Here is a 13471-nt window from a genome sequence, read left to right on the forward strand (position 1 = left end):
GTGAGAATAACCCGGCGTTTCGGGGTTGTCCTGGCGTTCACCGATTGCGGTCCGGAGTGGTGCAGCTTCGTGTAGTTGCAGGATCGGACATTGTGGTGGGACTTACGGTGACGGATTCTTGACGCAGCGTCGGCACGATGGGGTGTCGAGGTCACTCGGGCGCGGAGGGGGGCTCGGCGACGTGTGGTGCGCCCCATCGTGAACTGGCCGAGCCCCCGACGCTCCGGGCTCGGCCGCTGTGTCTATAACCCACCTCGGCAACCTCCGCGCCGTGGGTCGTATGTCCCGGCTTGGCCGCGCCTGTGTCTTCCCTCGTCACTCCGGGCCGCTTCGCGACCCTGCGTTCCTCAGTCCAGACACAGGCTGAAGGCGGCCAAGCCCGCCGTGCCGGAGGCGCGGCCATGTCACTGCTATCCACAGGTGGAGGGGTGGGAGTTGGGGTGGGCCACTACACTGACCAGCGGGGGGCTTAGGGCGGGTCTCCTGGTGGGAGGGGCGCAGATGATGGGGAAGTTCACCGAACCGGGGCTCACGTTCGATGATGTTCTGCTCGTGCCTGCGTATTCGGATTTGCAGCCGGGGGATGCAGATACCTCGACCCGGTTGTCGAGGAATATCACGTTGCGGATTCCGCTGATTTCGGCGGCGATGGACACGGTGACCGAGGCCCGGATGGCGGTGGCGATGGCCCGCCAGGGAGGGATCGGGATTCTGCACCGCAATCTGTCCATTCAGGATCAGGCGCAGCAGGTCGATCTGGTGAAGCGGTCCGAGGCGGGGATGGTGAGCAATCCGGTCACGTGCACGCCGGACGCCACCCTGGCCGACGTCGAGAAGCTGTGCGCGCGCTACCGGATCTCCGGGGTGCCGGTCACCGATGAGGCGGGCGTGCTCGTCGGCATCGTGACCAACCGGGACATGCGCTACGAGAGCGATCATTCACTGCTGGTGCGCGACGTCATGACGAAGATGCCGCTGGTCACCGCGCCGGTGGGGGTCTCCAGGGACGAGGCGTTCCGGCTGCTGCGCTCGCGCAAGGTCGAGAAGCTGCCGCTGGTGGACGAGCAGGGACGGCTGCAGGGCCTGATCACGGTCAAGGATTTCACCAAGAGCGAGCAGTATCCGCTGGCCACCAAGGACGCCGACGGGCGGCTCATGGTCGGCGCCGCCGTGGGGGTGGCGGGCGACGCCCAGGAACGGGCGCACGCGCTGATCGAAGCCGGTGTCGACGTGATCATCGTGGACACCGCGCACGGCCACTCCAAGGGCGTCTGCGACATGGTCGCCAAGATCAAGGCCAACAGCCGGGTGGACGTCGTGGGCGGCAACATCGCCACCCGCGCGGGCGCTCAGGCACTGGTCGAGGCGGGCGTGGACGCGGTCAAGGTCGGGGTCGGCCCCGGCTCGATATGCACCACCCGGGTGGTGGCGGGCGTGGGCGCGCCGCAGGTCACCGCCATTTACGAGGCCTCGCTCGCGGCCGGCCCCGCCGGGGTCCCGGTGATCGGCGACGGCGGCCTGCAGTACTCGGGGGACATCGCCAAGGCGATCGCGGCCGGCGCGTCCTCCGTCATGCTCGGCTCGCTGCTGGCCGGCTGCGAGGAATCGCCCGGCGAGCTGATCTTCATCAACGGCAAGCAGTTCAAGTCCTACCGGGGCATGGGCTCGCTGGGCGCGGTCCGCAACCGGGAGCGCGGAGGCGCCTCCTTCAGCAAGGACCGCTACGCCCAGGACGGGATCTCCAGCGAGGACAAGTTCATCCCCGAAGGCATCGAGGGGCAGGTGCCCTACCGGGGCCCGGTCTCCGCCGTCGCCCACCAGCTGGTCGGGGGAGTGCGCCAGGGCATGTGGTACACCGGCGCCCGTACTATCGCCGACCTGCGGGAACACGGCCAGCTGATGCCGATAACCGCCGCCGGGCTCAAAGAGAGCCACCCGCACGACATCCAGATGACAGTCGAGGCTCCCAACTATCACCGTCGTTAGAGTACGTAGGGCAACACCTAACGCACACGTACTGGGCGAGGAACGCACATGACTCAGGTGGAGATCGGCCGGGGCAAGACCGGCCGCCGGGCATACGCGCTGGACGAGATCGGCATCGTGCCGTCCCGGCGGACGCGGGATCCCGAGGAGGTCTCGATCTCCTGGCAGATCGACGCCTACCGGTTCGAGTCCCCGGTGGTGGTGAGCCCGATGGACAGCGTCGTCTCCCCGCACACCGCGATCGAGATCGGCCGCCTCGGCGGGCTCGCCGTCCTCGACCTGGAAGGGCTCTGGACGCGGTATGAGGATCCGCAGCCCCTGCTGGACGAGGTCGCCACCCTGAGCGCCGAGGCCGGAACCCGCCGCCTCCAGGAGATCTACACCGCGCCCATCCAGGACGACCTGATCGGCCGCCGGATCGCCGAGATCCGCGGGGCGGGCGTGACCACCGCCGTCCGGCTCTCCCCGCAGCGCACCGTCCAGTACCACAAGGCAGTGATCGACGCGGGCGTGGACATCTTCGTCATCCGCGGCACCACGGTCTCCGCCGAGCACGTCTCCGGCCGCGCCGAACCGCTCAACCTCAAGCAGTTCATCTACGAACTCGACGTCCCCGTCATCGTCGGCGGCTGCGCCACCTACACCGCCGCCCTGCACCTGATGCGCACCGGCGCCGCCGGCGTGCTCGTCGGCTTCGGCGGCGGCGCCTCCCACACCACCCGCAACGTCCTCGGCGTCGTCGTCCCGATGGCCACCGCGATCTCCGACGTCGCCGCCGCCCGCCGCGACTACATGGACGAATCCGGCGGCCGCTACGTCCACGTCATCGCCGACGGCGGCATGGGCGGCTCCGGCGACATCGCCAAGGCCATCGCCTGCGGCGCCGACGCCGTCATGGTCGGCTCCCCCCTGGCCCGCGCCGCCGAAGCCCCCGGCCGCGGCTTCCACTGGGGCTCCGAAGCCCACCACCCCGACCTCCCCCGAGGCCGCCGCGTCGAATTCGGCACCATCGGCACCCTCGCCGAAATCCTCCACGGCCCCTCCTCGGTAGCCGACGGCTCCATGAACCTCATGGGCGCCCTCAAACGCACCATGGCCACCTCGGGCTACTCCGACATAAAGGAATTCCAGCGCGTCGAGGTAGTGGTCGCCCCACCGCAGTCCTAAGGCCCACAGAGGCTGACTTGCGGGCCCACAAACGGTTCGCCCAGGTCAGCGGCTTGAAAATCTATGGGTTGCTTCTCTGCGGGGCACTAACGATCCGGCTCTCCAGTAGGTACTGATCATCCCGTCGGCTTTCGTTCGGCCACCCGCTTGCCTTCGGGGTGGCGACAGCGGACGGGATGATCAGGCGTGGCCGTTGCACATCGCCTGGACAGGGGCCTGACCCGCATCGAACGCCATCCAGGGCTTCTACAAGATCGAGAAGATGGCAGGAGATTCTGCGCCAACTAGATGCAATGTGTTGGGAGGTCAGGGGTTGGTGATCCAGCTGCCGCGCTTCATCACGCCCTTGATGGCTAGGTCGTCGTCGAGGATGACCAGGTCGGCGTATTTGCCGGTGGTGATGGAGCCGATCTCGTGGGCCAGGCCAAGGGCGTTGGCGGGGGTCAGGGCGGTCACCTGGGCGGCCTCGGGGAGAGTCAGGCCGTTGGTTCGTACGCCGCGCCGGAAAGCGGCGTCCATGGTGAGGGTGCTGCCGGCGATCGCGCCGCCGCCGGCGAGGCGGGCGACGCCGGAGCGGACTTCGACCTTCATGGAGCCGAGATCGAAGTCGCCGTCGGGCATTCCCGCCGCGTCCATGGCGTCGGTGATGAACGCCACCCGGGTGGCGGGGACGGCGCGCAGGACCAGGTCGATCACGGCGGGGTCCAGGTGCACGCCGTCGTTGACGAGTTCGACGGTCACCCGGTCGTCGAGCATGGTGGCGGTGATCGGGCCGGGGTCGCGGTGGTTGAGGGGGCGCATGGCGTTGAAGAGGTGGGTGGCCACGGTGCAGCCCGCGTCGATGGCGGCCATCGAATCCTCGAAGGTGGCGTCGGTGTGGCCGATCGCGGCTATCACGTCGGAAGTGACACATTCCCGGATCGCGTCGAGGGCACCGGGAAGTTCGGGGGCCAGGGTGAACATGCGGGCGTGGCCGTCCGCCGCTTTGATCAGCTCGGCGAATTCGGCGGCTGAGGGCGTGCGCAGCAGGCTGGGGCGGTGGGCGCCACAGCGGGCTGCGGAGATGTAGGGGCCCTCGAAATGGATTCCGGCGAGGAGGCCCTCCGCGCACAGGCTGGCCAGCGTCCCCGCCGCGGCCTTCAAGTGATCGAGTGGCGCGGTTACAAGGCTGGCCAGAGCCGTTGTGGTCCCATGTTCCCGATGGAACGCGATGGTCCGCCGAGCATGCTCTTCCGACCCCGCCGGATACCCGGCCCCCCCACCGCCATGCACGTGAATATCCACAAACCCGGGAACGACGATGCGTCCTTCCAGCCCACGCCCGTTTCCAGGCGCCGGACCTCGCCCGACATGAGTGATTCTCCCGTCCTCGATGGTCAGCCATCCATGATGGACGCCATCGGGCGTCACGATCCGCGCGTCGGAGAGAGTGATGCTCATGCGCCTATCCTCCCCGGTCACCGCTCCACTCGCGACGTACGCGATCAGTCGCCGAGCCGTGGCCACAACTCGGCCGGCACCGGCCCGTTCGCGGCGACCAACGACTCCAGCCGCCCGGTGTCTTCACTCGAGCAGGAGGATAGGTGGCGGTCAGCACCCTGGTCGTGAGCGTGGCAGCGTCCTCGGCCAGGTCGAAGGCCGACGTCGTGGGCATGGATTTGGGCGGTCTGTCGTGCGGATACGGTCGTGAGGGAAGCCACAGCGGGTGGGTGCTACTCGTCGGTAGATTGCGGGTAGAACGACAGAGGTAGGCGTTAGCCGTACAAAGGGAGATCTATGACGGCCCGACTGGGGACAGCGAGGCTTGGCCCGGCCGAGCGGTATGCCGCATTGGACTCGATGGGGTCGCAAGAGCTTGATGTGGTGGTGGTTGGCGGGGGTGTGGTTGGCGCGGGGGTGGCGCTGGACGCGGCTACGCGGGGGCTGTCGGTGGGGCTGGTGGAGGCGCGGGACTTTGCCTCGGGGACCTCGTCGCGGTCGTCGAAGCTGATCCATGGGGGGCTTCGGTATCTCGAGCAGCTCAACTTTGATCTGGTGCGGGAGGCGTTGCAGGAGCGGTCGTTGTTGCTTCAGCGGATTGCTCCGCATCTGGTGAGGCCGGTGCCGTTCTTGTTTCCGTTGACGCATACGGGGTGGGAGCGGCCGTACGTGGGGGCTGGGCTGGTTCTTTACGACAGCTTGGGGTTTTCGTTTGGGTTCACCCGGGGGGTTCCGGGGCATCGGCATCTGTCGCGGAGGCGGGCGTTGCGGTTGGCTCCCGCGTTGCGGCGGACGTCGTTTACGGGGGCGGTGCAGTACTGGGACGCGCAGGTCGATGATGCGCGGTATGTGATGACATTGCTGCGGACGGCGGCGACGTATGGTGCGCATGTGGCGTCGCGGGCGCAGGTTGTCGGGTTTCTCCGGGAGGGGGAGCGGGTCACTGGGGTACGGGTCTGCGATCTGGAGACTGGTACGGAGCTGGATGTGCGGGCCCGGCAGGTGGTCAATGCGACCGGGGTCTGGACTGACGACATTCAGGAGCTGGTCGGCGGGCGTGGGCAGATCCACGTCAACGCGTCCAAGGGCGTGCATCTGCTGGTGCCCCGGGATCGGATCCACTCGCTTACTGGAATCATCCTTCGCACCGAAAAATCGGTGCTTTTCGTGATTCCTTGGGGGAGGCATTGGATCATCGGGACCACCGATACCGCCTGGACTCTCGACAAGGCGCATCCGGCGGCTTCTCGTACTGACATCGATTATGTTCTCGATCACGTTAATGCTGTTCTCTCGGTGCCGTTGACCAGGGACGATGTTGAAGGGGTGTACGCGGGGCTGCGGCCGTTGCTGCGTGGTGAGTCCGAGCAGACCTCTCAGCTGTCCCGTGAGCATGTGGTGGCTCATCCGGTGCCTGGGCTGGTCATGGTGGCGGGGGGTAAGTTCACGACGTATCGGGTGATGGCCGCAGATGCCGTGGATGCGGTCGCGCACGGTCTGGACTTGCGGGTGCCGCCCTCCTGCACTGACCGCATCCCGCTCGCTGGAGCCGAGGGCTATCAGGCCCGCTGGAACTCTCGCAACCGGCTCGCCGAGTCGTCCGGGCTGCACGTGGCCAGGATCGAACACCTGCTCCAGCGGTACGGATCGATGATCGATGAGGTGCTCGTCCTCATCGAGGCGGACCCCAGCCTGGCCAGACCGCTCACCGGCGCCGACGACTACCTGCGCGCCGAGATCGTTTACGCGGCGACCCATGAGGGCGCTCGCCATCTCAACGACGTCCTCACCCGCCGCACGCACATCTCCATCGAGACCTTCCATCGCGGCCTCGCCGTTGCGGAAGAGGCCGCCGAGCTCCTGGCCGGGCCGCTGGGCTGGGACGCTGAACAGGTCAAACGCGAGGTCGAGTACTACACCAAACGCGTCGAAGCCGAACGCGCCTCCCAGGAACAGGACACCGACCAGGAAGCCGACGCCATCCAGATGGGCGCCCCCGAAATCGTCCCTGTAGCCGCTCCCGAAGGACGCTCCCTCTAGGGGGTTACTCGCCGTTATCCGGCGCCGTTAACGTCCGCGTCGCCTTCCGCCGTACCGGCGCCAAAAGGGCGCAGCACCCAGGGCCTTTCCGATGCCGAAGGGCTCTGTGGTGCTGCGGTGCGCGCGCCGTGTTCCTGCCCAGGTTCTGGCCTGGGTCTCGCGCGGACTATGAGTGGGCAGGGGTTCGCCGTACCGGCGCCAAAGGGCCCTGCGGTGCTGCGGTCTCTGTCCTCCGGCCGGGTCCTTGTCCGGGTCTCGACCGGACTCTGGGCGGGCGGGAGTCATTGCGTTGCGGTACCGAGGGGTCCTGCGGGGCTGTGGTTCATGTGCTGTCTCTGGCCCGGGTCTTGCTCGGGCCCGGACCAGAGTCTGCGTGGGAGTTGTGGAGGTCAGGTGAAGGGGAGCCAGGTTTGGTCGGTGAGGGTGGTGGAGTCGTTGATTTTGAGGCCGAGGTCGGAGACGGTCCAGATGGTGTTGCCGATGATCAGGCAGCGGCGGATGCCGGGGTTGGCGGGGGCGAATTCGGCTTGTTGGGCGACCTTGGGGTGTTTGATTGTGCCGAGTTTGGTGATTTGGGTGTCGGTGATGTGGAGGACCAGGGCGGAGCTGCCTTCGGACCAGTTGTCGCCCCAGCTCATGAGGGGCATCATGGCGAGGCCGCTTTCTGGCCAGTAGAGGAACGCGTGCGGGTCCCATTCGGCGTCGGAGCCGCTTTGTTCCTGGACGAAGCGGGCCAGGGCCTTCGGGGCGGCCGGGTCGGCGACGTCGAAGAGGGAGACCTGGGTGCCGGTCTGGCGGCCTTCCGTGGTGGCTTCCTGGCCTACGCCGATCAGGCGGCCGGGGCCGGCGGGGTGCAGGTAGGCGGAGTAACCGGTGATTTTGAGTTCGCCGGTGACCTTGGGGGCGGACGGGTCGCGGAGGTCAAGGGCGTACAGCGGGTCGACCTGGCGGAAGGTGACGACGTAGCCGAGGTCGCCGATGAAGCGGACCGAGTAGATCTGCTCGTCCTTGCCGAGGCCGGTGACCGAGCCGACCTGGGCGAGGGTGTCGGATTTGAGGATGTAGACGGCGCTTTCACTCTTGCCGTTGGCCGTCTGCGGGGTGTCGGTGGTCGCTATGCGCAGATGTCCGGCATGTTCGGATAGTGAGTACTGGTTGAGCAACCGGCCGGGGACCGAACCGGAGCTCACGTAGCGGGGTGAACCCGGTGCGGTGATGTCGAAGCGGTGAACTTCGGTTCGTTCGGGCGGAGGGGTCGCTTCCGGCGCGGCGGTGGACTGTACGGCGGAGGGGACGACCTCCGGGACAGCGGTGGACTGTACGGCGGAGGGGACGACCTCCGGGACAGCGGGGGCGGATCGCACGCCGGAGGGGGTGGCCGCCGCGGGAGGTACCGGGCTTAGTGTGATTTTTTCGGCGTCTGGGTGGCTCGGCTGGACCTCAGGCGCCACGGAGCCGACTGGGTCCGGGATCAGGGTGGGCATCTCCGGGTCGTGCGTGGGTGCCTGCGCCGTGGGCGTGCTGACGACGTCGGGGATCGGCATCGGCATGAACCAGAACTGCGGGTTGCTGGTGACGTAGAGGCTGTCCTTCGTTCCGTACACGGTGTCGCCGTCGGCGACGACGCTGATCGGCTCGACCGCCGCGAAGGAGCCGTTCAGGTCCAGGGTGTGCACGGTCAGCAGGGACGTGCCGGTGAACTCGGCGGGGTGGCTGACGTTCTCGCACTTCACCGTGTGCGGCGTCGTGACGCCGTTGGCCTTGACCTCGAACTTGGGCAGCCAGGCCTCGATCGGCGCGCTCTCGACGGCTGCCTTGTTCGCCGCCAGCATGTCGGCGCCCGACGCGTTCGGCTTCGGCTCGGGGAGGGCGATGTCAGGTGCGGACTTGACCACGATGCGGACGGTCGTGCCCACCATCCGGGCGTCCACATGGCTGCCGCTCAGCGACATCGAGGCGAGTTCGGTGGGTTTGCCGGTCAGGTCGACCAGGACGTACTTCGGGCCGAGCGGGCCGGGACGAACCCGGGCGATCGAGTCCATGGCCATGACGTCGCCGCCGTGGGTCATCAGCACCAGCGCGCGGTTCCCCGACAGCAGCAGGTCGGCCGGCATCCAGTTCTGCTCCTTCGGCACCAGCCGGAGCTCACCGGTCACCTTCCGGGTGGCCGTGTCGATCACGCGGAGCACGCCCTGGGTGACCACGACGACCCGGGCGCCGTCCGTCTTGACCAGGTCGGGCTCGTCCACTCCGGCTTCGTGCACATTCGTGGTCGAATACGAGCCAACGCTGGCCGTGTCGGCTGCCTTATCGGCCGTGGCCTGCTCCATCAGGCGCATGGGCGGGCTGCCGATGCCCCACGCGCCGACGTTCCGCGCGGTCGCCGCCCGCAGGCCGGCGAGCATGTCGTCGCATCCGTCGTAGGCGACCAGCTGGATCTTGCCGGTCAGGTTGACCGCGGGGGGAGCCGAGGAGCCACCGCCGCTGCCGCCGGACACGCACGCGGTGGCCAGCAGTGCGACGGCCACCGCGCCGGCTGCCCGAATCGATATCCTCATGCCCCCTACACGGATCCGGTTTGGGCAAGGTTCAGGCGAGACCTAACTGCTACCGGTGCGTACGTAGTACGGAGACAGGCGTTTCACGTCGGTGGTTTCGATGAGATCGCGTACGACGTCACCTTTAAGATCCACGACGGCGACCTTGGACACCGTATCGCTGGGCGACGTCCAGCAGTACAGATGCTGCTCGTCCCACCAGCCGAGCACCGGGTTGCAGTCGGAGGTCAACTGGGTCTGCGCCGCGCCCGTCTCGGAGTCCCAGATGCAGGTCCCGGCGTTCGTGTCGGGGCATTTGGTGACGAACTTATCGCCGGACGGCGAGTACAGGCCGTTCGCGGTGTTGTACGGCACGCCGACTCCCGGGATCGTCTTCACGACCTCCCCCTGGAAGTTGTAGTGCCTCAACCCGCTCGTCGTCCCATCCGTATAAGCGATGACAAATCCGGATTCGTCGGGGCTCCAGTAGAAGCGTCCGTCCTTGATCGTGGGGTCGTTGATCCGGCGGACGGTGGTCTTGCCGGTGGCGATGTCGATGACGATGAAGCCCTTGACGGTCCAGTTCTCGCCGCTCGGGTTGAGGATCGTGAACAGCAGGCGGGTGCTGTTCCTGGACCATTCGCCGTACTCGTACGTGAGCGGCAGTTTGACCGTCTTGAGGGTCTGCACCGCGCCGGTGGAACGGGTGATGATGTCCACGCCGTGGAAGTTGTCGGACATGTAGTTGCGGGGGCGCCCGACCGAGTAGGTCCCGTCCGGAGAGAGGTACTGCTGCCAGTATTTGGTGCTGCGGGTGAACTTTCCGTCACGCGACTCGCGTGGGTAATTGACCCAGTTCTTCTTGGATTCGTCGTTGACGTCGTAGTAGGTCAGCGCGAGCGGGTCGGTCGAGGCCTCGTACAGGTAGGCGGACAATCCCGGCATTTTCGCACGGATCACCGTGGGGGTGGGGCTCGGCTTCGGCTCCGGAGTCGTCGGCTCGGATGACACGCTGCTCAACGAGGACGAGCTCGTCCCGGTCGTCCCGGTTGTCCCAGTGCCGTTGTCGCGCATCGCGACCACCACGACCGCCGCGATCGCGACCACGGCCACCCCGACCGCGACGGCGGCCAGGCCGACCCTGGAGCTCTTCTGGACTGAAGGCTGCGTGCCTATGTGGTGGATCGGCTGCGGGTGGTACGGCGGGGGCGGCGGCTGGTTGACCGGAGCCCGGAGGGGCTGGTTGATGGGCGGCATGCCGTAGGAGCCCGTTTGCGGGGGAATGCCGGCGGCGTACTGCTTGGTCGGAACGGGCGGTGGTGCGCCGTGCGGTGGTGCGCCGTATGGCGCATTCGGCGGGGCCCAGGCGTTGGGCGGCGGCGGAGTGGCACCGGCCGCGGCGGCCGCTTCCTGCAGGATCGCCGGGTTCGGCTGGGCGTGCTGGAGCAGCCGTAACAGCACCTGCTCCGCCGTGGGCCGGGCGCGTGGATCCTTGGCGACACACGATTCGACCACATCGCGCAGCAGGCCGTGTAACGAGTCGGTGGTCGGCGCCGCGTTCAGGATGCGGTTGATCACCGCGGGGAGGGTGTCGCTGCCGAACGGGCTGTTGCCGGTCGCCGCGTACAGGATGGTGCAAGCCCAGGCGAACAGGTCGGCGGGCGGGCCGACCTGATGGCCCATGATCTGCTCCGGCGCCATGTACGCGGGAGTTCCCACCGGCCGGGACGTCTGGGTCGCGGACGCGTCCAGCGCCTTGGCGATGCCGAAGTCGATCACCCGAGGGCCGTCCGGGCCCATGATCACGTTGGCCGGTTTGAAGTCGCGGTGCACCACGCCCGCTTGATGGATCGCGGCCAGCGCGGTCGCCGTGCCGATCGCCAGCCGGTGCAGCGCGGGCCCGCCCAGCGGCCCCGACGTCAGCACCCGCTGCTGGAGCGTGTCCCCTTCGATGTACTCACTCACGATGTACGGCTGATCGCCCGCCACGCCCGTTTCGATCAGCTGTGCCGTACAGAACGGCGAAACCCGCTTGGCGGCGTCCACCTCCCGCAGGAACCGCTCCCGCATCATCGGATCCCCGGCCAGATCCGACCGAAGCAACTTGACAGCGACGTGATCCCCCGACGACCCCACCCCAAGAAAGACGACCCCCTGGCCACCTTCCCCGATTCGCCCCTGAAGGCGGTACGCACCCAGGTTGTGGGGATCGCCCGACCTCAGTGGAACGATTTCCGGCATAAGAGAATTGTGGATCCACCGAAGACACGGCGGAAGCATCGTGTCCTGATGGTTGTACTAGCCGCCCCTGGTTTCGGCCGCGCGGGGGTGTCCTGGTGCCGGAGTTGACTGCGACGTGTCTCCTCGCTCATCCTGGAACGGTCACGGGCACTAGCCCGTGAAAGTGAACCCGGCAGCTTTCCGGACGGAGAGTCGGCCGGGTTTTGCGCGTTCATGGCAAGTCCAATGCGTCGAGGTCCTCAAGGGGCTCCTGGTCGTGGCGTACGGGTGGGAGGGCGGCGTCGATAGACTGGTGGGACCGCTGGTTCTTGGCTTGGGGGTCTTGTTGTGTCCGGTGAGGTGCGGCAGTCGGAGTTCGACACGGTTTTGGTGGTCGACTTCGGGGCGCAGTATGCGCAGTTGATCGCGCGGCGGGTGCGGGAGTGCCATGTGTACTCCGAGATCGTGCCGTCGACGATGCCGGTGGACGAGATGATGGCCAAGGGGCCTAAGGCGATCATCCTGTCGGGGGGGCCTTCTTCGGTGTATGCCGAGGGGGCACCGGCTGTGCCGGAAGGGCTGTTCGAGACCGGGGTGCCGACGTTTGGGATCTGTTATGGGTTCCAGGTCATGGCGCAGGCGCTGGGCGGGCGGGTCGCGCGGACGGGGGCGGCGGAGTTCGGGGGGACTGCGCTGACCGTGCTGCGGGAGGGCATGCTGTTCGCGGGGTTGCCGGCGGCGCAGCAGGTGTGGATGTCGCACGGGGATTCGGTGGTGGCGGCTCCGGAGGGGTTCCTGGTCACGGCGTCGACGGTGGACACGCCGGTGGCGGGGTTCGAGGACGCGGCGCGCGGGATCTACGGGGTGCAGTTCCATCCTGAGGTGATGCACTCCGATCATGGGCAGGCGGTGCTGAAGCACTTCCTGGATGCGGCGGGGTGCCGGCCGTCGTGGACGATGGTGAACATCGTTGAGGACGCGGTCACGGCCGTGCGGGAGCAGGTGGGAGACGGGCGGGCGATCTGCGCGCTGTCCGGCGGGGTGGATTCCGCGGTCGCGGCGGCCATCGTGCAGCGGGCCATCGGGGAGCGGCTGACCTGCGTGTTCGTCGATCACGGGCTGCTGCGCAAGGGGGAGGCGGAGCAGGTCGAGCAGGATTTCGTGGCCGCGACCGGGGTGAAGCTGCGGGTCGTGGACGCGGCTGAGCGGTTCCTCAAGGCGCTGGCGGGGGTGAGCGAGCCGGAGGAGAAGCGGAAGATCATCGGGCGGGAGTTCATCCGGGTGTTCGAGGATGAGCAGCGGGCGATCCTGGCGGATGGGCCGGCGGATTTCCTGGTGCAGGGCACGCTTTATCCGGATGTGGTGGAGTCGGGCGGCGGGACCGGGACCGCGAACATCAAGTCGCATCACAACGTCGGCGGGTTGCCGGAGGATCTGAAGTTCTCGCTGGTGGAGCCGTTGCGGGCGCTGTTCAAGGATGAGGTTCGCCGGGCGGGGGAGGAGTTGGGGCTGCCTGCGGCGATGGTCTGGCGGCAGCCGTTCCCCGGGCCTGGGCTGGGGATTCGCATCATCGGTGAGGTCACCCAGGAGCGGCTCGACATTCTGCGTGAGGCCGACGCGATCGCCCGGGAGGAGCTGTCGCGGGCCGGGCTCGATCGGGAGATCTGGCAGTGCCCGGTGGTGCTGCTCGCCGATGTGCGTTCGGTCGGGGTGCAGGGCGATGGCCGTACGTACGGGCATCCGGTCGTGCTGCGGCCGGTCACCTCGGAGGACGCGATGACCGCCGACTGGTCCCGGGTGCCTTATGACGTCCTGTCGCGCATCTCCACTCGGATCACCAACGAGGTCCGCGAAGTGAATCGCGTCACCCTCGACATCACCAGCAAGCCCCCCGGCACCATCGAGTGGGAGTAAACCGCTGAGAGGTTCACCGCGCTGTCGCTTCGTGAGGGAAACCGCAGGGATGGCGGGGTCGGGCGGAGCCCGAAGGGAAACAACGGGTGGGTGGGTGGGAGAACCACGACCGGCGTCGCCCGAGCGTG

At 67.6% G+C, this 13471-nt stretch carries 7 protein-coding genes; 4 read left to right on the plus strand and 3 right to left on the minus strand.

Annotated features, from left to right (window positions below; genetic code table 11):
• The first annotated feature begins 504 nt into the window (after positions 1–504).
• On the plus strand, positions 505–1986 hold the full coding sequence (gene guaB / locus Amac_RS37800) for an IMP dehydrogenase (protein ID WP_155359259.1): 1482 nt from the start codon (positions 505–507) through the stop codon (positions 1984–1986).
• Positions 1987–2034: 48 nt separating this feature from the next.
• Positions 2035–3153 carry a GuaB3 family IMP dehydrogenase-related protein gene (locus tag Amac_RS37805; protein WP_174900274.1) on the plus strand — a complete coding sequence of 373 codons (1119 nt, stop codon included), beginning with the start codon at positions 2035–2037 and terminating at the stop codon, positions 3151–3153.
• Positions 3154–3459: 306 nt separating this feature from the next.
• Here Amac_RS37805 and nagA read toward each other — a convergent pair whose 3' ends face one another.
• Positions 3460–4593, minus strand: a complete 1134-nt coding sequence (gene nagA / locus Amac_RS37810) for an N-acetylglucosamine-6-phosphate deacetylase (RefSeq protein WP_155359221.1) — start codon at positions 4591–4593, stop codon at positions 3460–3462.
• Positions 4594–4929: 336 nt separating this feature from the next.
• Between nagA and Amac_RS37815 the strand changes: the two genes are divergently transcribed.
• A complete protein-coding gene (locus Amac_RS37815; protein ID WP_155359222.1) occupies positions 4930–6672 on the plus strand; it encodes a glycerol-3-phosphate dehydrogenase/oxidase in 1743 nt (580 codons plus the stop codon).
• A 389-nt stretch (positions 6673–7061) separates the two neighbouring features.
• Here Amac_RS37815 and Amac_RS37820 read toward each other — a convergent pair whose 3' ends face one another.
• Together Amac_RS37820 and Amac_RS37825 are read right to left on the minus strand one after the other, a co-directional pair.
• The gene (locus Amac_RS37820; protein WP_155359223.1) at positions 7062–9230 is read right to left on the minus strand and encodes a beta-propeller domain-containing protein; all 2169 of its coding nucleotides are present in this window, start codon (positions 9228–9230) and stop codon (positions 7062–7064) included.
• Between the two features lie 42 nt (positions 9231–9272).
• The gene (locus Amac_RS37825) at positions 9273–11489 is read right to left on the minus strand and encodes a serine/threonine-protein kinase (protein WP_155359224.1); all 2217 of its coding nucleotides are present in this window, start codon (positions 11487–11489) and stop codon (positions 9273–9275) included.
• 288 nt (positions 11490–11777) lie between these two features.
• On the opposite strand from Amac_RS37825, the gene guaA reads away from it, so the two are divergent.
• Positions 11778–13343, plus strand: a complete 1566-nt coding sequence (gene guaA / locus Amac_RS37830; RefSeq protein WP_174900275.1) for a glutamine-hydrolyzing GMP synthase — start codon at positions 11778–11780, stop codon at positions 13341–13343.
• Positions 13344–13471: the final 128 nt, after the last annotated feature.

Origin of the sequence: Acrocarpospora macrocephala (assembly GCF_009687865.1) — a bacterium.
Taxonomy (GTDB): domain Bacteria; phylum Actinomycetota; class Actinomycetes; order Streptosporangiales; family Streptosporangiaceae; genus Acrocarpospora; species Acrocarpospora macrocephala.

Bases quoted from the DNA above. Each gene is read 5' to 3' on its own strand.
- guaB (WP_155359259.1), top strand. From the start codon at position 505: ATGGGGAAGTTCACCGAACCGGGGCTCACGTTCGATGATGTTCTGCTC.
- Amac_RS37805 (WP_174900274.1), top strand. From the start codon at position 2,035: ATGACTCAGGTGGAGATCGGCCGGGGCAAGACCGGCCGCCGGGCATAC.
- nagA (WP_155359221.1), bottom strand. From the start codon at position 4,593: ATGAGCATCACTCTCTCCGACGCGCGGATCGTGACGCCCGATGGCGTC.
- Amac_RS37815 (WP_155359222.1), top strand. From the start codon at position 4,930: ATGACGGCCCGACTGGGGACAGCGAGGCTTGGCCCGGCCGAGCGGTAT.
- Amac_RS37820 (WP_155359223.1), bottom strand. From the start codon at position 9,230: ATGAGGATATCGATTCGGGCAGCCGGCGCGGTGGCCGTCGCACTGCTG.
- Amac_RS37825 (WP_155359224.1), bottom strand. From the start codon at position 11,489: ATGCTTCCGCCGTGTCTTCGGTGGATCCACAATTCTCTTATGCCGGAA.